Source organism: Siphonobacter sp. SORGH_AS_1065 (assembly GCF_030818595.1).
Lineage (GTDB): Bacteria > Bacteroidota > Bacteroidia > Cytophagales > Spirosomataceae > Siphonobacter.
The window spans coordinates 711,611-734,023 of sequence record NZ_JAUTAM010000004.1; the positions used below are offsets into that span (position 1 = coordinate 711,611).

The 22,413-nt window shown below is 44.6% G+C and carries 14 protein-coding genes; 10 read left to right on the plus strand and 4 right to left on the minus strand.

What is annotated here, in order from left to right:
* Window positions 1-223 precede the first annotated feature (223 nt).
* The 4 genes from QE390_RS03720 (at window position 224) to moeB (ending at window position 7,175) form a co-directional block, all read left to right on the plus strand.
* Entirely contained in the window at window positions 224-1,924 is a 1,701-nt protein-coding gene (locus tag QE390_RS03720) for a hypothetical protein (protein WP_307141154.1), read from the plus strand.
* A gap of 168 nt (window positions 1,925-2,092) precedes the next feature.
* Entirely contained in the window at window positions 2,093-3,856 is a 1,764-nt protein-coding gene (gene aspS / locus QE390_RS03725; RefSeq protein ID WP_307141155.1) for an aspartate--tRNA ligase, read from the plus strand.
* 215 nt (window positions 3,857-4,071) lie between these two features.
* Entirely contained in the window at window positions 4,072-5,460 is a 1,389-nt protein-coding gene (locus tag QE390_RS03730) for a PQQ-dependent sugar dehydrogenase (protein ID WP_307141156.1), read from the plus strand.
* Between the two features lie 593 nt (window positions 5,461-6,053).
* On the plus strand, window positions 6,054-7,175 hold the full coding sequence (gene moeB / locus QE390_RS03735; protein ID WP_307141157.1) for a molybdopterin-synthase adenylyltransferase MoeB: 1,122 nt from the start codon (window positions 6,054-6,056) through the stop codon (window positions 7,173-7,175).
* Window positions 7,176-7,345: 170 nt separating this feature from the next.
* On the opposite strand, the gene QE390_RS03740 is transcribed toward moeB, so the two are convergent.
* Window positions 7,346-7,885 (minus strand): DinB family protein, encoded by a 540-nt coding sequence (locus QE390_RS03740; RefSeq protein WP_307141158.1) that lies wholly within the window; start codon window positions 7,883-7,885, stop codon window positions 7,346-7,348.
* A gap of 105 nt (window positions 7,886-7,990) precedes the next feature.
* Window positions 7,991-8,962 carry a polyprenyl synthetase family protein gene (locus QE390_RS03745; protein ID WP_106637409.1) on the minus strand — a complete coding sequence of 324 codons (972 nt, stop codon included), beginning with the start codon at window positions 8,960-8,962 and terminating at the stop codon, window positions 7,991-7,993.
* Between the two features lie 167 nt (window positions 8,963-9,129).
* Between QE390_RS03745 and QE390_RS03750 the strand changes: the two genes are divergently transcribed.
* The 6 genes from QE390_RS03750 to cysM all read left to right on the plus strand — a co-directional run bounded on the left by QE390_RS03750 (window position 9,130) and on the right by cysM (window position 20,714).
* Window positions 9,130-9,714 (plus strand): DUF255 domain-containing protein, encoded by a 585-nt coding sequence (locus tag QE390_RS03750; protein WP_307141159.1) that lies wholly within the window; start codon window positions 9,130-9,132, stop codon window positions 9,712-9,714.
* A 590-nt stretch (window positions 9,715-10,304) separates the two neighbouring features.
* On the plus strand, window positions 10,305-13,445 hold the full coding sequence (locus QE390_RS03755) for a SusC/RagA family TonB-linked outer membrane protein (RefSeq protein WP_373424526.1): 3,141 nt from the start codon (window positions 10,305-10,307) through the stop codon (window positions 13,443-13,445).
* Window positions 13,446-13,455: 10 nt separating this feature from the next.
* Window positions 13,456-15,051: a SusD/RagB family nutrient-binding outer membrane lipoprotein gene (locus tag QE390_RS03760; RefSeq protein WP_307141161.1), complete on the plus strand. Its 1,596-nt coding sequence runs from the start codon at window positions 13,456-13,458 to the stop codon at window positions 15,049-15,051.
* A gap of 121 nt (window positions 15,052-15,172) precedes the next feature.
* A complete protein-coding gene (locus QE390_RS03765) occupies window positions 15,173-18,433 on the plus strand; it encodes a VCBS repeat-containing protein (RefSeq protein WP_307141162.1) in 3,261 nt (1,086 codons plus the stop codon).
* Window positions 18,430-19,731, plus strand: a complete 1,302-nt coding sequence (locus QE390_RS03770) for a vanadium-dependent haloperoxidase (RefSeq protein WP_307141163.1) — start codon at window positions 18,430-18,432, stop codon at window positions 19,729-19,731. The genes QE390_RS03765 and QE390_RS03770 overlap by 4 nt, the downstream gene beginning before the upstream one ends.
* A 107-nt stretch (window positions 19,732-19,838) precedes the next feature.
* Entirely contained in the window at window positions 19,839-20,714 is an 876-nt protein-coding gene (gene cysM / locus QE390_RS03775) for a cysteine synthase CysM (protein WP_307141164.1), read from the plus strand.
* A gap of 58 nt (window positions 20,715-20,772) precedes the next feature.
* Here cysM and QE390_RS03780 read toward each other — a convergent pair whose 3' ends face one another.
* Together QE390_RS03780 and yihA are read right to left on the minus strand one after the other, a co-directional pair.
* Window positions 20,773-21,216, minus strand: a complete 444-nt coding sequence (locus tag QE390_RS03780) for a DUF5606 domain-containing protein (protein ID WP_106637389.1) — start codon at window positions 21,214-21,216, stop codon at window positions 20,773-20,775.
* A 164-nt stretch (window positions 21,217-21,380) separates the two neighbouring features.
* Window positions 21,381-21,992 carry a ribosome biogenesis GTP-binding protein YihA/YsxC gene (gene yihA, locus QE390_RS03785; protein WP_106637388.1) on the minus strand — a complete coding sequence of 204 codons (612 nt, stop codon included), beginning with the start codon at window positions 21,990-21,992 and terminating at the stop codon, window positions 21,381-21,383.
* Window positions 21,993-22,413: the final 421 nt, after the last annotated feature.

A 22,413-nucleotide genomic window follows, 5' to 3' on the forward strand; every position in this document is an offset into this window, starting at 1 on the left:
CGAAGGTAACGAGACTGATTCCATTTTATTCGGTTAACAAGGTCGGTCGCTTTTCAGGCACCGGCCTTTGTCATTAGAATTTCATAATGGTAAAGGATTTTGAAAATCTTGATGCAGATGGTTTCTTTGTGAGTATTGGCGATTATTCGGAGTAAATCCCTTCAGTTGTTAACGCGTAACGCCCACGTCAATTATTACCCAATTTATCGATCTTCTTTATATTATGTCCTTTTTTTACTCCGTATTGAAGTCCCGCCACGCCTGGGAAATCTTAAGCTGGCTCAGTCTGGTCATCATGGGAATTCTGTGGGCTGGAGCTGGTTTTTCGAAGAATTTGTCAAAAAAGCAACATACCTTATTACTCTTCTTTTTGATTGGTTTTCTGATTATTAACCGAATCCTGATTCTGTTTTTTAATCATGAAATGAACGCCGATGAAAGTCAGCTCCTTTCGCAATCCATCACCCTAGCCAAACACCAGGTCTATTGGAAATCAGTAGATGGAGCTACGATGGGGCCTTTGTCTTCGTACTATGCATCCATTCCCGCCTATTTTGGTTTCGCTCTGGATTTCATGTCACTCCGCTGGACGGGCTTTTTATGTCTTATCGTTACCGTCTTAAGCACGTATGGGGCTATTGTTAATTTCTTTTCCGCCCAAACCGCCCGAATTGCCACGTTTCCTATGGTCGCTTTTCTGGCTTTTGCTTTACACTATGACTTCCTTCACGCCACCAACGAGCAGTTGTCCCTGGCATTATTAGGCCTGAGTTACTGGCAATATTCCCGCATCTGGAAGCTGCAACGATTTACCTCTCCGGGAGATTTGATTCTCCTGGCTTTCCTATGTAGCCTTATTCCCTTTGCGAAACTTCAGGGAACGCCTTCAGCCTTAGTCATTATTCTAGCTACCCTGATCGGACTTTTTCAAAACCGCTTTGCTTTATCGGCGGCAGCGTTCCGAAAAACCTTACTTCTCTTTATTCTAGGCGGGATCAGTTTTCCTGCTTTAGTCATTGCCTTGACGTTCGCTTTTGGCGTTTTTGATGATTTTGTTTACTTCTATTTCTTAGGTAACCTCACGTATTCGGCTGGCGGCTCATTTGCTCATTACGTTTCCTTATTCCCTGCCTATGTGCATCGGGCTACGGACTTTGAATATTACCTGGCCATTATTCTGCTAGCGGTTATTGGCGGACTTTTCGTTCCCACAACCCGCTACTCGAACCGATCCCTGTTACTCTTTTTTATCGGAGCCGTTTTAGCTAGCTTATACGCTATTATTAAGCCCGGTAACGAATTTATTCACTACCTGCTTTACCTATTGACGCCGTGTAGCTTACTGGCTGCCTGGGTGATAGACCGCTGGCCTTCGCCCGTTTACGCTGCCGTGTTCACGAGTTTGGTAGTGCTTTCCATTATTTATAAAAATACCCATGCTCCAGCTTCGCTGAGCCGAATGAATCAGGCCTTTAATCAGGTTCCGTTTGGTCATATTAAGATGGATATTTCGGAGCCTTCACAGGTAGCTTTAACCTACGCCAGAGCAGGAGAATACCTCGTGGTTTGGGGCTGGGCTCCGAGATTTAACGTTGAAACGCAAATGCCCATGGGGGTTTGCGATAATCACACCATCCGCTGCGTACTGGGTGATGCGGCCCATCAGGCCAAACACCGGGAACGTTACATCCGTAACATTACCCGCACCGTCCCCCCGGTTTTCTTTGATGCCGTTGGAAAGAATTCTACCTGGTTAACCGATTCCAAACGTTACGGATACCACGTTTTTCCCGAGTTAAAAGCTTTCATTGATAAGTATTATACACTAGCCAAAACAGTGGATGACGTTCGCATTTTCGTTCGCACCGATCGTTATCTGGACGTTACGCCTCCCGCTCCACCAGCCGAAGATAGTATTCCTTAATTTACCCTACATTCCCCTTTTTCAGGGCCGGGTTCAGCCCCGGCCTTCAACGGAATAATCGACATTCCTATCCTGCTTTTTTGTAAACATTCACAGAATGGCAGTGAACCCTTTTAAAATCCCTATTTTTGCGGCACGAAATGGGATGTCATTCTATCCTGTCATGTTATGCTACGTACACAAACTTGCGGCGAAGGCCGCCTTACCCAGGCTGGACAGGAAGTAACCCTGTGCGGTTGGGTGCAACGCATCCGCGATAAAGGAGGCATGATCTGGATCGATCTGCGGGATCGATACGGCATTACACAGTTAATTTTTGAAGAAGGGTCAACGGCTGCTTCTGTTCTCGAAACGGCCCGTTCTCTGGGTCGCGAATACGTCGTTTCTGCTACAGGAACGATTGTAGAGCGGATAGCGAAAAACCCTAATCTACCTACGGGTGATATCGAGGTAAAGGTGGCAAAACTGGAAGTACTGAACCCCGCCAAGTTACCTCCCTTTCTGATTGAAGATGAAACCGACGGTGGCGATGATATTCGCATGAAATATCGTTACCTGGATCTTCGTCGGGGCATCGTTCGCAAGAACCTGGAACTTCGCCATCAGGTAGCCCGCCGGACGCGTCAGTATCTCGACGAGCTAAACTTCATCGAAGTAGAAACGCCCGTTCTGATTAAATCGACGCCCGAAGGGGCCCGCGATTTCGTCGTGCCCAGCCGTATGAATCCCGGTGAATTCTACGCTTTGCCCCAGTCACCCCAAACGTTCAAGCAATTATTGATGGTATCGGGTTTTGACCGTTATTATCAGATTGTGAAGTGTTTTCGGGATGAAGATCTACGGGCCGACCGTCAGCCTGAGTTTACGCAAATCGACTGCGAAATGTCGTTTGTTACGCAGGAAGACGTGCTGAACACGTTTGAAGGACTGGTACGTCATTTATTCCGCACGGTCAAAAATATAGAGTTACCCGAAACGCTCGTTCGCATGCCTTATTCAGAAGCCATGCGTCGCTTTGGTTCTGATAAACCAGACATTCGTTTCGGTATGGAATTCGTAGAATTGAAAGGTGAAGACGCTGACCTGACTTCAGGTAAAGATTTCGTCGTTTTTGATTCTGCTGAACTCGTTGTAGGTATTGCCGCTCCCGGTTGTGCGGAATACACACGTAAGCAAATCGACGAATTAACGGAATGGGTAAAACGCCCCCAAGTTGGAGCGAAAGGCCTGGTCTACGCCCGCGTAAATGCCGATGGTTCCGTTAAATCTTCAGTTGATAAATTCTATTCGGAGACCGGACTGAAAGCCTGGGCCGAGAAGTTCGGTGCCAAGCCCGGCGATCTGTTATTAATTCTGGCTGGCGGAGCAGATAAGACTCGGAAGCAACTCAACGAATTACGTCTGGAGCTGGGTAACCGCCTGGGTCTGCGTAACCCTGATGAATATTCCGTTCACTGGGTCGTTGATTTCCCCTTATTGGAGTGGAGTGAAGAAGAAAATCGTTACTTCGCCATGCACCACCCCTTCACCAGTCCCAAGCCAGAGGACATGGCTCTGATCGCTACCGATCCCGGTAAAGTTCGGGCTAATGCCTATGATATGGTGATTAATGGAGTGGAAGTGGGCGGCGGTTCGGTTCGTATTTTCCAGAAAGACATTCAGTCACGTATGTTTGATCTGTTAGGATTTACGCCCGAAGAAGCTCAGAATCAGTTTGGTTTCTTATTGAATGCCTTTGAATTTGGAGCCCCTCCACACGCGGGTATCGCTTTCGGTTTCGACCGTCTTTGCTCGCTTTTCGGAGGTGCCGATACCATTCGTGACTTCATCGCTTTCCCGAAAAACAACGCGGGTCGCGATGTCATGATTGACAGTCCTTCGCTCATCGCAGCTAAGCAAATGGACGAGCTGAAAATCAAGACCGTTTTGTAAGCTAGTAATTTTCGTATTTGGGGTTTAGAGTTACTTATGCTTTGAATCTTATTCTATTATTATATCAAACCCATTTCAGTTGTTCGGCTGGAATGGGTTTTCTTCGTTTTAGCCTTATTGCTCTTCAGAATCTTCGGTTAGGTATTCTCTCCTTATTAATTTATTAGTAAATCCTTATTTTTGGTCAGAGCAAAAAGACATAACCTCTCCTCCTTATGATTTTCAGATACTTAACGATTGCTTCAGTCCTGACTGTTACGGGCCTAAGTTTTTCTAATTTATCTCAACCTACCCCACCCGAATCACCCGAAACGACCTTTAAAACGCTCTGTTCCAGTTGCCACGGTGATGTGCAGGCCTTTGTAGACCGCAAGTGGAAACATGGCACCAGCAAGGACGAACTCATCGCCAGTATCAGCAAAGGCTACGCCGATTTTGGCATGCCAGCCTGGGAAGGTACCCTAAAACCCGCTCAGATTGAAGGCATTGCTCAGTTGATTCAAACGAGTATTGAAAAAGGGAATCGCTACAGCTTTAACAACAAACCCAAATCAAACATTTTTAAAACTGAAGCGTTTACGGCCCGACTCGATACCGTAGCTTCTGGGCTGGATAATCCCTGGGGCATGGGTTTTCTGCCCGATGGAAACCTGCTGGTAACCGACCGAAACGGGAAGATTTATCTGGTCGATTCCAAACAGCATAAGACGGAAGTAAGCGGCGGACCCGAAGTATTGGCTCAGGGTCAGGGCGGATTACTGGATGTTACTTTACACCCGAATTTTGCTAAAAATCATTGGGTGTATTTTTCTTATTCGGCGTTCAAAGATGCTCCCGAGGGAAAATTATCCACAACAGCAGTTATGCGAGCTAAATTGGAAGGTAACCAGTTGAGCGATCAGAAGATTATTTTCGAAGCATTACCTTACTCCAAAACCCGTCACCACTACGGTTCACGAATGGCTTTTGATAAAAATGGCTATCTCTTTGTAACCGTTGGAGAACGCGGGAGCGAAAAAACAAATCCGCAAAATCTGGATAGTGATTTAGGGAAAATTCACCGGATGAAAGACGACGGTAGTCCAATAAATGACAACCCATTTAAGGATAAAACGAAGGGTACCATTTACTCTTGGGGTCACCGCAACCCACAAGGTTTATTAATCGACCCAGCCACGGGAACGATCTGGGAAACCGAGCACGGTCCCCGTGGCGGTGATGAGTTGAATATGGTTCGGAAAGGAGCTAACTACGGCTGGCCCGTTATTTCATATGGGATTAACTATGACGGAAAGGTTATTACCGACCTGAAAGCCAAAGACGGCATGGAGCAGGCTCAGCATTACTGGGTTCCGTCTATTGCTCCAAGCGGATTGGCTCTGGTCACGGGTAATCGATATCCAGCCTGGAAGGGTAACTTATTAATTGGTTCGCTGCGTTTTAAATACCTGAATCGCTGCGTAATTAAGAATAATAAAGTAGTGAAGGAAGAAATTCTATTCCCCAATATTGGCCGCGTTCGGAACGTTAGCATAGGACCGGACGGTTATGCCTACATTGCCGTCGAAGACCCCGGATATATTTACCGAATTGCTGTTCAGTAGTTTTCAGTATCAATAGTTTTCAGTCTGCGGTTTTCAGTTTTCAATGCTATAAGTAACATTGGCGAAGGGTTAAATGATTTCTTGCGTTTCAGGATTATTATTTGGAGTTGTTCCGGGTCCCGATAGACCGAAGCTATTTACAAAACCTGTAGAGTAGAGGTTGTAATAATCGATTACAAACCCCGGATTGTCATCCGGGGCTATCCATGTTGAACCCCTCTGGGGTTAGACCTCCCATTTCCAAACAACTCCCTACCTTTACGGGTTTTCACTTTCCAAACTGAAAACTGAAAACTGAAAACTGAAAACTGAAAACTGAAAACTGAAAACTGAAAACTGAAAACTGAAAACTGAAAACTGAAAACTGAAAACTGAAAACTCAAAACTGAAAACTCAAAACTGAAAACTGAAAACTCAAAACTCAAAACTGAACAACTCAAAACTCAAAACTGAAAACTCAAAACTCAAAACTGAAAACTCAAAACCGTAGCGACGGTCGCTCAAAACTCAAAACTCAAAACTCAAAACTCACGTCCCGGGAATGTATTTTTTAGGGCTGCTCATCTTTTTACATTTTACCCTCAGTTGTGTGTATGCTTTCTTCCGCTGAAAAACAGAGATATCAAAAACACCTGCTTTTACCCGAAATGGGTCCCGAAGGACAGGAACGCCTTAAGAGTGCCCGCGTGTTGGTGGTAGGTGCTGGAGGACTGGGTTGCCCGGTGCTTTTGTATCTATCTGCAGCGGGTGTAGGTACCATTGGCATTGTCGACGGAGATACCGTTGATGAAACGAATCTGCAACGTCAGGTACTTTATGAGTCAGCCGACGTAGCTCGTCCCAAAGCCACCGTAGCAGCCAATCGTCTTCGCCGACTGAATGATCTGATTGAATACGAATACTTCCCAACTAATCTGGTTTCGGAAAACGCCGCTTCCATCATTGATGGGTTCGATCTCGTGGTGGATTGCACGGATAACTTCTCCGTTCGCTATCTGATTAATGACATCTGCGTTTTGCAGGGAAAACCATTTGTCTACGGAGCCATTCACCGCTTCGAGGGCCAGGTTTCGGCATTCAACTATGTCAAAGAAGGTATTTTAGGTCCTACCTACCGTTGCCTCTTTCCTACTCCACCCAGCGGTCTGGAAATTCCTAATTGTGCGGAAGTAGGCGTAGTGGGCATTCTCCCGGGTATGATCGGTATGTTTCAGGCCAATGAGGTAATCAAGATTATTACGGGTATTGGAAATGTGCTGTCGGGAGAGTTGTTACTGGTAGATTTACTGGAAAATTCGCAGCGGAAAATGAAATTCAAACGCCGCTCTGACGCAGAAACATTGGCTGAAGAAGGATTAAAAACGAACCGAAAAATAGCAGCAAATGAATTATTACCTACGGAATTATCAGCAGTAGAGTTAGTTCGTCAGCTCAAACGCGAGCCGGATACATTTTTGCTGGATGTCAGAAACCCGGAAGAATATGATGTTTGTCACTTACCCGGAGCTGTGTTAATTCCTATGGCAACCATTCCGGCCAATTTTGATCAGGTTCCTCGTGACCGTCCGGTAGTGGTATATTGTCATCACGGCATGCGATCAGCCAGCGTGATTCAATATTTGGCTCATGAGCACGGTTACGATAATTTATCTAATCTCTCAGGCGGCATCCACTCCTGGGCCGAAGATGTAGATATGCGAATGGCTAAGTATTAGGTTTGATGCAGATTGATAGGGTTAACGGATGGATTCAGTTGCTCCAGTAATAAAACTTTCCGAAAGTTTAAGGCTTTCGGAAAGTTCAAAAAATTAGGATAGCCATGAAGAGACTCCAATGGATCAAACTTTCTCTAACGCTGTATCCAACCTCCTCAAACTCGCCTCCTCTACCAGCCAAAGTACCCTTCTGGCGTAATTCCTTTTAGGCGTAAATAAACGATGCTCTGACCTCGGTGGTGGATGATGTGATTTTCCAGAGCATAACATAGCTGTCTTCCAGTGATAGCTTCGCCGACAAACTCCTGCATCTTGCTCAGTTGCTCGGGCTTTAAAGCTGAAACCGTTTGCTGTACCCAATCGTAAAAACGATTTAACTCTGCTGCTACCTCTGCTTTCGATCGCTGATTCCAGCCCTGAGCAGTTTCATAAGGATCTTTCACTCCTACCCGATTGGCCAGTTGAGCCGTAGTATAGATCATGCCATGCACAAACTGCATTCGAAACGAGAACATTTCAGGCATGGGCTTAAAATTCAGATGTTCTTCCGGCATCTGATTAAAGATCGTCAGTGTATACTCACGCGAGCGTTTCCAGGCCTGGCTAAATTCTTTCTGAAAGGCTTCTTCTTTAGCGGAAGCCTGAGCCGTCAATGCCGAACTTGCCAATAAGCCGCTTACTAAAGTTTGAATCGCTTGTTTCCTTTTCATTTTCAATCCTTTAATCGATAACTAAAGCTAGCGAAAAATCAGGTTATAAAACAAAGAATCCGCTCGGATTGACCAAGCGGATTCTTTGTTTTATAGCTCCCTGGGTTACTTTTCCCGCTCGATTAGATTTTTGAAAAAGTCGCTGAGCAGTTTCTTCTTTTCTTCGGAAACATTCAGAGCGTTCAGGTATTCGAATCCTTGTTCAAAGCAGCGATTCATCTCTGCTTCCGCTGCTTCCCGAACCCCCAACTGATTATAAATCTCCGTCACTGCCTGTATTTTTTCGATATTATTGTGATCCGCTGAGGATAACCAAAATTGTAAGGCCTCCTGCGTTTCACCCTCAGCTTTGTCCAGAGCATCTATTAATAGATACGTTTTTTTATTTGCCAGAATATCACCGCCGACCAGCTTCCCAAACTTGCCAGGATCGCCGTATACGTCCAGTAAGTCATCCTTCAGTTGAAACCCAAGACCGATGGCATCACCCAGTTTCTTGAGTAATAAGCCGGTTTCTTCATCGGCTCCACCAATAATTCCGCCTAGTTCCAGAGCAAAGCCTAACAATACAGCCGTTTTCAGGCGAATCATTTCCAGATACTGAGCCTTGGTAACATCCGAACGCTTCTCAAAATTCATGTCTAGTTGCTGCCCTTCGCACACTTCAGCCGCCGCCCGATTGAACTTTTTCAAAACGGCCTTCAGATGAGCCGTTTCTACCTCCGTCATGAATTCATACGCCGAAACCAGCATCACATCTCCTGAAAGAATAGCCACGTTTTCGTTCCACTTTTCGTGCACCGAAGGTTGCCCACGACGAATCGGAGCTTTGTCCATAATATCATCGTGCATGAGCGTGAAGTTGTGAAAAACTTCCACTCCAATCGCAGGCCGAACGGCTTTCTGCCAGCTTTCCGTAAACAGAGCCGCTGACATAACGGTCAATAAAGGACGAATCCGCTTACCGCCCAGACTCATGATGTACTGAATGGGTTCGTATAATTCGATGGGAGATTGGCCGTATTCGGTAGTTGCAATGGTTTGCTCGATAGCAGCAGTATAGTCGTTGAGTAGCATAAGGATCCGTAACAGAAGCAATTCATCCCATATTTTAGGATGGTTGAATTGGGTTTTCAAAATTAACTCGCTCAGGCAACTTTCTGTTATCAACTTCCGTTTTCAGCGTAATAAATCTTAAGATTATCAGAGATTCTACCCAAATTTGATCCTAAATTAAACGATACATGCGTTCCATCCTTACTTTTTGCTGTATGCTGGCCCTTTCGGTGGCAGGCTGGTCTTTGGCTCCTATTCAAGAGAAACCGCAGTCCCCTAAAGCGGCAAAAATTGAGTGGCTTACCATAGAGGAAGCCTACGCCCGCAACCAAAAAGAGCCCCGCAAATTCATGATTGATGTCTACACCGACTGGTGTGGCTGGTGCAAGGTAATGGATCGGGAGACCTTCACGAATCCTAAAGTCGTAGAATACGTGAACCAAAAATATTACGCTGTAAAGCTTGATGCAGAGGGTAAAAACCCCATCAAACTGGGCTCTCACACCTTTAACTACATCGCTCAGGGGAATCGAGGGTATCAGGAGCTGGCGGCCTTATTAATGAACGGCAAAATGAGCTTCCCCACCGTGGTCTTCATGGACGAAACATTCGTCCAAAACAATGAACTACAAGTAATCCAGGCAGTACCCGGTTTTCACAAAGCCCCTGATTTTCATCAGATTATTACATTTTTTGGCGATAATTATCATAAAAAGCAAACGCCCTGGGAGAAGTATAAAAGCGAGATTTATCCGAAGGCGTTTACCCGTTGATCTAGTAGTTACAACTGAAGAAGCCTACACAAATCCCAACTTTGTGTAGGCTTTTTTATTGATCAGGAGAGCTGAGAATCAGGCTTGTTTTAAACTTTTCCAAGATGAATTTTACTTTTGCCCTCCTTTGGGCTCCATACATACTTATCCGGTAGTAGATTGATTTTATCTGCTTTCTACTAATAATCATATAAAGCAAGTCTTAGATTATATTGCTGAGTTTCACTTAGATAAAATAAAATTTTAAAAAATTATCCCTATTTATTTAAAATTTTAAATAATACAGAATAGATTTGTATGAAATAAAATTATTGTTCGCTCCCTCTGAACAGAATAAAATAACATTTTTAATATAGAATACAGAATATTCACTTACAAATATTATCAATAAGGATTAATTAAAGTTTTTATAGATAAAGTATCAGAATATCAATAATGACCAACCTTTGTGTACCCGTCATTATAACTATTTAAAGTAATCAGTATAATTATTTCTCGACCTCTATACTCTGCTTAATTTATAAAAATACAACCCGCAAGCTGTATACACACGTACGAATTAAACTTAAACTTCATTTTCCATTCTTCTTATGAAAAGAAGCTTATCTAAGACCTCATTGTTGGTTCTTACTTGTCTGGGAATGTGGCTTTCAGGTGCAGAAACTCCTACTTATGGTAGAGAAAATTCTGCTACCATGAGCATCGATCGCCAGATTACGGGTAAGGTGACAGATGAAAAAGGAGAGCCTTTAGCAGGGGCTACCGTATCTATTAAAGGTACCACTCAGGGTTCTATTACAGGGGCCGATGGTAACTTTACGCTTTCTATCCCTAATGACCAGGCGGTTATTATCGTTTCTTACGTTGGCTATAATAAGAAAGAAATTACCGTTGGAACCCAGACCGTACTCAATGTAAGTCTGGCTCCTAATGATGGTAATCTTCAGGAAGTAGTAGTAACGGCTTTGGGCGTATCGAAAGAAGCCCGTACCGTAGGGTATGCCGTGTCAACGATCAATGCAGAAGTAATGACTAAAGCCCGTGAAACCAACCTTGGTAACTCGCTGGCTGGTCGGGTAGCAGGTCTGAGTGTTCGCGGAACCAACGGTGGTCCTGGCGGCACTTCTAAGCTTTTACTTCGCGGTATGCCTAGTATGAACTCTGGTGGTGCTCCTCTGATCATCATCAATGGTGTTCCAATGGATAATACTCAACGCGGAAGTGCTGGTGAGTGGGGTGGTGCCGATGGTGGCGATGGTTTAGGTAACTTAAACCCCGACGACATTGAGAACATGACCGTTCTGAAAGGCCAGTCTGCTTCGGCTCTTTACGGTGCCCGTGCTTCTAATGGGGTTATTTTAGTTACCACGAAAAAAGGTAGAAAAGGTGAGTTCTCAGTTGATTATAACCTGAACTACGCCATGGATACCCCAATGAACTTGACGGACTTCCAATATGAATATGGTCAAGGTCAATATGGTAGCAAACCTACGTCAATTGCTGATGCTCAGCAGTCAACTCGTTTGAGCTGGGGTGCAAAACTGGACGGTTCCATGATGACTCAGTTCGATGGAAACCAATATGCTTATTCTGCTCAGAAGAATAACATTAAGAATTTCTACCGTACAGGAGCTAGCACTACAAATACCGTATCTATTGGGCAGGGTGGTGAAAACGGTTCTTTCCGTTTATCCCTTTCTAATCTGGATAACAAGTCTATACTGCCTAACAGTGGCTTGAATCGTAAAACGATCAACTTAACGGCTGATCAGAACATCACGAAGAAGTTCAGCGTAAGTGTAATGGCTAATTACATCAACGAGCGGGTCCATAACAAGCCTCAGTTGAGTGACGGTCCATTGAACGCTAACAATGGTATGTTCCTGGCAACAAACGTAGATGAGCGTATTCTGGCTCCGGGCTATAACCCAACGACGGGCGAAGAGATTGTATTCAGCGATGATTCTTACGTAACAAACCCTTACTTCGTTACCAGCAAATACGTTAACAACGTAACTCGTCAGCGTCTGATTTCGATGCTGTCAACGAAATACCAGTTTGCTGATTGGATTTATGCTCAGGCTCGGATTGGTTATGACAATGCCAATGATCAGATTTTCAAAGTAACTCCCTGGGGAACGGCTTATTCTATCAAATCGGATCCAGTAGGGCAAGGAGCTCTAGATGAACAATCAGTAGCCCGCACAACAGAAATGAACGTCGACGGTTTGATCGGTATCAATAAAAATATTACCGAAGACTTGTCATTCAATGCCTTGCTTGGTGCTAACCTTCGTAAAAGTAATTACGACAAGCAATCCATTAGTGGTAGCCCTTTCGTTCTTCGTGATTTATACAGTTGGAGAAACGTTGTAAACTACAATCGTGATTATAATTACACTGCTTCAGAGGTTGTTTCTTATTACTACAGCTTTGATTTGGGTTACAAAAACTTCCTGAGTTTAACTACTACAGGACGTTATGACGGCTTTTCTAAATTAGCACCGAACAATTTTAGTGTATTCACTCCTTCGGTTTCTGGTTCTTTCGTTTTCTCTGACCTGGTTAAAGTAAACAAGCTTAGCTTTGGTAAGCTTCGTGCTTCTTACGCAGTGACCAGTGGTGAGCCCTTAGAAGCTTATAAAACTAGAGTTTACTACTCCGTTGGTAACTCTCTTAATGGTATTGCTACGGGTAATTTCGGTACTGGGCTACCCAACTTAGGTCTGAAACCATTCACGAAAAGTGAGATTGAGATTGGTTTAGAGTTGAAATTCTTCTCGGGTCGTTTAGGTCTGGATGCTTCTTACTATACGCAGAAGACCAATAACGAGATCATGAATGCAAACTATAGCTTTGCAGCAGGTTATACATCAGGCTTAGTAGCAACGGGGTCGACTCAAAACCAGGGTCTGGAATTACAATTGAATGGTACGCCAGTGAAAACTTCAAACTTCACCTGGAATACGTCCATTAACATGACTTCTGTTAAGAATAAAATCTTAAGTACCGACGAGAACAATAATCCTGTTGTTTTAGGTAAAAACCGGGCCACGCTTGACAATGCAACCACTGCTTTCATTCCTGGTTATTCAGGTCCTCAAATCAGAGCTTACGATTACAAGTATGATGCGAATGGTCAGATCGTAGTAGACGCCGCTGGTATTCCTGTTCGTGGTGATCTGAAAACCTGGGGCACTGTATTACCTACCCTGTTTGGTGGCTGGAATAACGATTTCTCATTCCATAACTTCAATCTGGCCTTCCTAATTGATTACAACTATGGTAACAAGATTCTCTCTGCAACAGAATACGCTACGTACTTCAGAGGTCTGAACAAAGCTACGCTTGTAGGTCGTGAAACTGGTGTTATTACTACTGGTGTAACAGCAGATGGTGCGGCAAGCACTACTAAAACGCCCGTTCAGGATTACTACCGTGGCTTAGCAAATAACATCACCAGAACCAGCGTTATTGACGGAGACTTCATCAAACTGCGTCAGGTCACTTTAGGATATAACCTACCTGCCAAATTATTGCAAGGACTGCCTCTAATCAAGGCTGTTAACGTTTCTCTGGTAGGGCGGAACTTGTTATACCTGATGAAAAAAGCGAAGAACATCGATCCTGAATCTTCTTTCGGAGCAAACCTGAACTACTACGGTATTGAAGGTACTGGTCTTCCTTCCGCTCGTACCTATGGCGTTAACTTAAACATTAAGTTTAAATAAGATATTAGAGATGAAAAAGAGACTTATTCTCCTTTCTATACTTGCTGGGTCATTACAATTCTCTTGTACGGATAAATTCGATGAGCTGAATACTGACCCGAATCAGGCATCAGAAGCAATTTTCAATCCAAACCTTCTGTTACCTAGTGCTCAGTGGAAATACGTTGAATCTATTTCTGGTTATAACCCTATGTTATTTCAGAGTATGTGGATTCAGGCGTATGCTTCGACTTCAACAGGTGGTGCTAACTACTATACCAACGGTGATAAGTACGTGTTGTCTAACAATACTTATTCATACCTGGATCGCGTTTGGAATAATGCTTACAACGCGGCAAGTTTCGCGTATGAAATGGGGCAATTAGCCAAAAGAAAGGGTTCCATGTCCAATCTGGAAAACATTGGAACTATCATGCAAATTCAAAGTCTGGCAACGGCGGCGGATGTATTCGGAGATATTCCTTATAAAGAAGCTCTTCAGGGTAAAACTACCGGTATTACGCGTCCTGCCTATGATACCCAGCAGAGTGTTTACCAGGATCTGTTAACTCGTTTAGAAGCAGCTACGGTTGCCCTGAATACTTCTCAGACAGGCCCTACCAATGATGCTTTCTACGGAGGAGATGTAGCTAAATGGAAACGTTATGGTTACTCGCTAATGTTGAAGCTTGCCATGCGTTTAACAAAAGTAGATCCAACTACGGCTAAGACTTACGCAGAGAAAGCAGCAGCTGGTGGTACATTCACCAGCGTATCTGATGATGCTTACCTGAAGGCAGATTTAACCAATGGTTACACCAATGCCAATGCTTCAGCTTTAGCTACAGCTGCTGACCTTTATCAGCTTCGCTGGAGCAAAACGATGATCGACTATCTCAAAGCAAATAGCGATCCTCGTCTGACTAAAATTGCTGAAGTTCCAGCCGCTGGTCTGCAAGCCAATCAAGCAGCTACTGCAGGAGATAGCACTTTTGCCAATCAATTAGGTCTGCCTAACGGTTACGACTTAACAGGTGGTGCTACGGATATTACTAAATCTCCCAACTACCCTGGCGGTACCGGAAGTGGAGCAGATGCTACTCCTATCGGTAAATATTCTCGTCCAACAAGTGTATTCCGTAACCAGAGCGGTCCTCTTTTTGTACTGACTTACGCGGAAACGGAATTGTTACTGGCTGAGGCAGCAACGCGTGGCTATTCAGTAACGGGCTCAGCAGCAACGCACTACAAAAATGCAGTTTCTGCCGGTTTGCAGTCATTAGCTAAATTCGGAACGGCTACTACCATTAGTGCCGCAACGGCGGATGCTTACGCCACTGCTCACCCTCTGGTAACGTCTACGGCTCTGAAGCAAATCAACGAGCAATACTGGGCAACCACCAGCATTCTTCAAAACTTCATCGAAGCCTGGAGTAACTGGAGACGTTCTGGTTACCCTCAATTAACTCCTGTAAATTATACGGGTAATTTCTCAGGCGGCAATATTCCTCGCCGTGAGGTTTATCCAACGGGAGAAGGTAGCTTAAATGCTGAAAACTACAAAGCAGCCGTAGGTCGTCTGTCCGGCGGCGATACCTGGACTTCCCGGGTATGGTGGGACAAATAATAATTAATTTCGGATAAAGGGGGGAAACCCCCTTTATTTTTGTATTCTGGTATTAACTTCAACTAATCGTTGAAGTTTTTTCGTTTCTACTTGCCCCCTTACTTAAAACACAGTTCTACTCATGATCCAAAAAGGTATTTTGTATCTTTTGGTTGCTGCTATCATTCCTTCGGTTGCAAGGGCTCAAAAGCCCCTTTTTCAATTACTTCCCTCCGACCGAACGGGTATTACCTTTAAAAACGAAATCATAGAAACGGAAACCCGTAACATTATGGAGTATGAATACTTCTATAGTGGTGGTGGAGTGGCCGTTGGGGACATTAATAATGATGGCCTGGATGATTTGTTTTTTACCTCCAATCTTCAGGAGAACAAACTTTATCTGAATCTTGGTAACCTGAAGTTTAAGGACATCACCCTTTCGGCGGGTATGACGGGCCGAGCCGATGCCTGGAAAAGTGGGGTTAGCATGGCCGATGTTAACAACGATGGCTTTCTGGACATTTTCGTGTGTTACATGGGCAAAGGCGACGCCGAGAAACGTCGTAAACAGCTTTTCATTAATCAGGGTGATCTTACCTTTAAAGAGATGGCCAAAGAATACGGCCTGGACGATCCCTCCTACAGTTTTCAGTCGGCCTTTTTTGATTATGATAATGATGGTGACCTTGATTTACTCTTGTTGAATCACAGCGTAGGTAAGTATGACAACATCGAGCTATATAAGTACCGCAACGACGTTGATGCTCTGGCGGGTAATAAGCTTTTCGAAAATCAGAATAATCATTTCGTAGAAGTTACTAAAAAGACGGGTATTCACCAGCACACGCTAACGTACGGGCTGGGCGTGGTTGTGACCGACCTTAACAAAGATGGTTGGCAGGACCTCTACGTTACCAATGATTATAACGAGCCGGATTACATCTACCTGAATAACAAAAACGGCACTTTCACGGAAGTAAGCAAAAAAGCCTTGCGTCACATGTCGCAGTTTTCCATGGGGCTGGACATTGCGGATTATAACAATGACGGCTGGTCAGACATTGTTTCGCTGGATATGTTACCCGAAGAAAACCGTCGTCAGAAAACCTTGCAGCTTCAGGAAAATTACGAGTCGTATGAATTAATGCTGAAGCAGGATTTGCACAAGCAGTTCATGCGAAACATGCTTCAGCTTAATAATGGCGACGGCACCTTCAGCGAAATTGCCCAGACCGCAGGCATTTCTAATACGGACTGGAGCTGGAGTCCGCTCATGGCCGATTATGATAATGATGGGTACAAAGATCTTTTCGTGTCGAACGGGTATCTGCGGGATTTTACCAATAAAGACTTTTTAAAATATTGGGGTGATTACAAGATTCGCAAAGCGATGGATCGCGAGCCGATGCAGTTAATGGACTTAATTAAAGCCATTCCTTCGAGCCGTTTACCCAACTACGTTTTTAAAAACAACCACGACCTCACGTTTACCAACAAACAAATGGAATGGGGGTTAACCAATCCCTGCGTATCAAACGGAGCCGTCTACGCCGACCTGGATAATGATGGTGATCTGGAATTAGTCGTTAACAATATCAATGAGCCTGCTTCTATTTATCAAAATCTGAGCCGGGAAAATAACGCCAGTAATTACCTGCAATTCAGACTTCGTTCACCCAAAGGCAATAAAAATGCCCTCGGTGCCAAGGTAACGATTTATACGAAAGGAAGTCTGCAATATCAGGAGCTGATGCCTGTGCGGGGTTATCTCTCCTCTCAACCGCTTACCTTACATTTTGGCTTAGGTACCTATACCAACGTAGACTCCGTTCAGATCATCTGGCCAGATTTATCGTTTGAAGTACTTAGAAACATAAAAGCCAATCAGCGTCTGGTGGTTGAACAAAAAAATACGAAACCCTGGGTAGCGTCGGCGATAAAGAAGCCCGTTTTATTCGAAAAAGTAAAACCGCTCATTACGCATACCCACCAGGGTTACTCGGAAAATGATTTTAAACGCCAGCCCTTGATGCTGTCTATGTATTCTCAATCGGGGCCTGTCTTGGCCAAAGGTGATGTGAACAAAGACGGCCTTGAGGATCTATTCATCAGTGGAGATCAGAGTAATACTGGGAAAATTCTGATTCAGCAAAAAGACGGAACCTTTAAAGGCATTGATAAGCTGGTTATTGGGGATGAAACTACTTCCGCCGCCTCCGCCGCAGTATTCTTTGATGCGAACGGTGATGGCTACGACGATTTATACGTGGCAATGGGGGGTTATTCGCTGTTCGAGCCGAACACCGCTTCGTTACAGGATCTTTTGTACCTGAATGATGGGAAGGGCAACCTAACGCTTTCTACCCTACCCAGTGTCAATGCCAGCAGTAAATCATGCGTTCGTGTCGCTGATTATGATTTGGACGGCGACCTTGATCTTTTTGTAGGCGGTAGAGTTATTCCCGGAAAATATCCGCTGAGCCCTTCTTCCTATTTACTGGAGAACAAGGGGAAGGGCGAATTTATCGCTCATCGGTTTCCGATTAACGGAATGGTAACGGATGCTCAGTGGGAAGATCTGGATCAGGACGGGCGAAAAGATCTGATTATTTGCGGAGAATTCATGCCCATTAAGGTTTTCAAAAATACGCCTGAAGGTTTCACCGATCAGAGCAGTCAGTATTTTTCACAGGAGGAAAATGGTTTCTGGTCTTCGATTCTGGTTACTGATTTGGATAATGATGGCGTAAAAGAAATCATTGCCGGGAATCTGGGTACTAATTCTCAAATCAAAGTATCACCCGAACAACCCGGCGAACTTTACTACGCCGACTTTGACAAAAACGGATCGATTGACCCCATCTTCTGTTTCTACATGCAGAACAAGTCTTATCCGTTCGTAAGTCGGGATGAATTGAACGATCAGATTTTTCCGATGCGTAGGAAGTTTATTTCCTATAAAGATTATTCAGAAGCCACGATTGACCGTATTCTCACGCCCGAACAACTTAGTTCAGCCCTTAAATGGACCGTTACTGAAGCTCGTAGCGTACTGTTCCGTCGGGATCAGGGCAAGTTCAAAAAAGAGATTTTACCGATTCAATCGCAGTTTGCCCCCATTACTCAGATTCTTGTGGGAGACTTCAGTCAGCACCATCAAACGGACCTATTACTGCTGGGTAACAAGTCATTTAATCGCCTCAAGCTCGGTACGATGGATGCCAACTATGGCTGTCTGCTCAAAGCTAAGGGATTAGGATTTGAATATGTTAATCAGGGAGAATCTGGCTTATCCGTCGACGGCGACGTGAAATCTGCTTTACAGCTACGGGTTAATAATCATAATTATTTAGTCATTGGGGCTTTTGACCAGCCTTTACAATTCTACCATTTGAAATGAAACGTTTTCTGTTACTTTTCTTTAGTAGCCTTTCCATTACCTGGGCTCAGAAACCTAACCCTACCCAGCATTTACAGCCTTCCGTTTTTGCGGTAACGATGGTAATGATTCACGATGTGGTGAATCCTCCGGCAGCAGCCCGTTTTTACTCCTATTGCCTGATGGGTGCTCAGGAATTTGTTTCGGGTCAGGATAAGAAAATCCCCTCGCCTACGCTGCTTGCTAAGAATTTCAAAAAGCCGGACTTGAGTTCGTTGAAATCGTACGATTATGCCATGGCAGCAACCTATTGCATTCTGGAAACAGGTCGGCTCATTCTGCCTTCGGGTTATATGCTGGAAGAAGACGAAAAGAAATTGGTGGACGCGTGGAAGCAGGAAGGCAAAAGTCAACAACTCATTGACGAGGCCATTGCGGCGGCTCAGTTAATGGCCAAACACGTCATTGCCTATTCTACAACTGATCAATACGGCAAGCTCAGCACACGCCTGCGTTACCGTCCCATCAAAGGCGATGGCTACTGGTACCCAACGCCTCCGGGGTATATGGAAGCCGTGGAGCCTCACTGGAAAACCATCCGGCCCTTTATGCTGGATACTTGCAATCAATTTGCCCCTAAGCGTCCGGTGACCTTCAGTCGAGACACTACCAGTGACTTTTATAAAATTGCTTATGAGGTCTATAAAGAGGGTAAGGATCTAAGCCAGGAACACCGAGCCATTGCTTCTTACTGGGACTGTAATCCCTTTGCCATTAATACTTCCGGCCACATGATGATTGGCTTCAAGAAAATCAGTCCGGGCGGCCACTGGATGAACATTACCAGCATCGCTACTACTCAGGCCAAGCTTAGCTTTAATCGTTCGGTTCTGGTTTTAGCCACTACGGCAATGACGCTACACGACTCCTTCATTAGTTGCTGGGATGAAAAATACCGCAGCAACCGGATTCGCCCGGAAACCTACATTCAGCAAAGTATTGACAAAACCTGGCAACCACTGCTACAGACCCCTCCTTTCCCTGAATATACGAGTGGCCACAGTGTGGTTTCAACCGCTGTAGCGGAAGTGTTAACTTTTTTTATAGGGGACCATTTTGCCTTTACGGATAACACAGAAGTCATTTTTGATCTGCCTACCCGGCAATTCAAGTCTTTCCGGCAGGCAGCAGCCGAGGCCGCTGTTTCACGTTTATACGGAGGCATTCATTACCGGGACTCTATTGAATATGGGCAGGAACAAGGCCGAAATATTGGCAATTATGTTATTGCCCGGGTAAAGAAGGCTGGCTACAGATAGAGTTCTTAACCAGATAAACGTAGATAATCTATAGAATCATGAGGCATTACCATAAGCAACCTATTACTTTGCTCTGACGTTATTCGTTAGACAATCATTTGTTTGTTATGGCTCTACTTCTCGATTTTATAGGCAATACTCCGCTGGTTGAGATTACTCGCCTGCATGCTAACCCTGAGGTTAGAATTTTTGGTAAGCTGGAAGGGCATAACCCCGGCGGCAGCGTAAAAGACCGTCCGGCTCTGAATATGATCCGCAGTGCTCTGGAACGAGGTGAGATCAAGGCAAATACAGCTCTCATTGAAGCCACCAGCGGGAATACGGGCATTGCCCTCGCCATGATTGCCCGACTCTATAATTTGGACATTGAGCTGGTTATGCCCCAGAATTCAACCCGGGAGCGGGTATTAACCATGGAGGCTTTCGGAGCGAAAGTTACCTTACTGGAAAGCATCGAAGCCTGCCGGGATTATGCCCAGGAAAAAGCAGATAACGGTACGCACTTTCAGCTCAATCAGTTTGCGAACCCCGATAATTACCTGGCTCATTACAAATCAACAGGGCCAGAAATCTGGAGAGATACCAATGGCACCATTACCCATTTCGTGAGTTCGATGGGTACAACTGGAACCATTATGGGAAACTCACTTTATTTGAAGGAAAAGAATCCTGACATTCAGATTGTGGGCTGCCAACCTACAGAAGGATCTTCCATTCCGGGTATTCGTCGCTGGCCCCAAGAATATTTACCGAAGATTTTTGACCCCAGCCGGGTAGATCGGATCATGGACGTAGCAGAAGCTGATGCCATTGCCATGACCCGTACATTAGCTCAGGTAGAAGGGATTTTTGGTGGGATGAGCTCGGGCGGATGCGTTTCGGCGGCCCTTCAACTTGCTGAAGAACTCGAAGAAGGAGTCATTGTTTGCATCATTTGTGATAAAGGTGATCGTTATTTATCAAGTAATCTTTTTGGTGAGTAATGACAGAAAAAGCCCCGAAATCGAAATTTCGGGGCTTTTTCATCCAGTTAGGTTACCCTTAAGCTGCGGTTTCTTCTTCTGTAGAGTTTTCTTCCGTAGCCGTTTCGAAAGCCTCTGGCAGGTATTGAGACAACAGGTTATACCAGGAGATCATTTTGCGGATATCCGAAGCATATACTTTCTCACGATCAAATTCAGGGAAAACCTCGCCTAAAAATTCACGTAAATCGGCATCACTGGCGTTTTTCGTGTCCACGTCTACTTTCTCGCCGTGTTTTTCACGAATCGCTAGAAAAATATCAGGAAGAGGTTTTGACCCTTCTTCATTATCCGAATAAACCGAGATTTCTTTCAATACAGAAACGCGAGCATTCGCTCCCACTACCGTACGACCTTTTTTCTCATCAATAGTCTCCACAATCACTCCCGTACGGGTTGGCTTCAGGATTCGGTACAGACCGGGTTTTCCGGAAATGTGGGCAATTTCTTTTAACAATTCCATGTAATCAAAGTTGTTGTGGCAAATAAGCGTTTTTAAGCTTAGGTTTGACCTTTTACCTATCTGTCTAATTGTCAACAGATTAGCTTAGTCAAATCAAGTTCTTTTCTATCAAAATAGAATGGTTTTCGGTAACCGAACCACAAAAGTAGCCAATCATCAGTCTATTACCGCTGGGCACCCCGAAAATCCGCATTCAATTCTCCAATGGCTTCGGCAATTTCATCGCGACCTAAACCGTCAACGGATGAGGTTACAAAGTATTTCGGCATGGCGGTAAAAAATTGGAGAAAGCCTTCCTTATACTTTTTTACCTTTTGCTCCAACTGACTTTTTGATAGTTTATCGGCTTTGGTAAAGACGATGTAAAATGGAACTTCAGCCTCTGTTAACTGTGACATAAATTCCAGATCAATCGACATGGGGTCATGGCGAACATCCACCAGCACGAACGTACACACTAGGTTGGGGCGATTTTGGAGGTACCCAAAAATCATAGGTTCAAATTTATCCCGCTCGCTCTTACTGATTTTTGCATACCCATAGCCCGGTAAATCGACCAGATACCAGGTATTGTCCACTGAAAAGTGGTTGATTAACTGGGTTTTACCCGGGGTCTGCGAAGTTTTAGCCAGATCTTTCCGACGTACCAGTGAGTTAATCAGGGAAGATTTACCCACGTTCGACCGACCAATAAAGGCATACTCGGGCCGATCAGGTTTGGGGCATTTCTCCCAATCTGTGTTACTCACCACAAAAGCGGCTTCTTTAATCTTCATGCTTTTAATATTTACAGCAAAGGTAAGGCTCAGTTTTCAGTTTTCCGTTTTATTAGGTAGAGACACGACTTCATCGCGTCTAGCCGGGCCATGCGAATCATTTGAATCGTAACAAGAACCGCCTCTTACCCAGACGCAATGTGAAGTCGCATCTCTACTTGAAATGCTTGATTGCTATGATTTTTCGGATGGGCAATCATCCGCCTTGGTTGGTGTCCTCACCAACCACTAGGCTCTTTGTAATAGCTGGTGAAGACACCAGCCAGGGGCGGGAGCATGCAATTATATACGCCCCCGGATTGTCATCCGGGGCTACCCATATTCAACCCCTCTGGGGTTATACCTCCCATTTCCAAACAACTCGCATCCACCATGGTTGGTGTCCTCACCAACCATTATGCTTTTCCACCGTAGTTGGTGT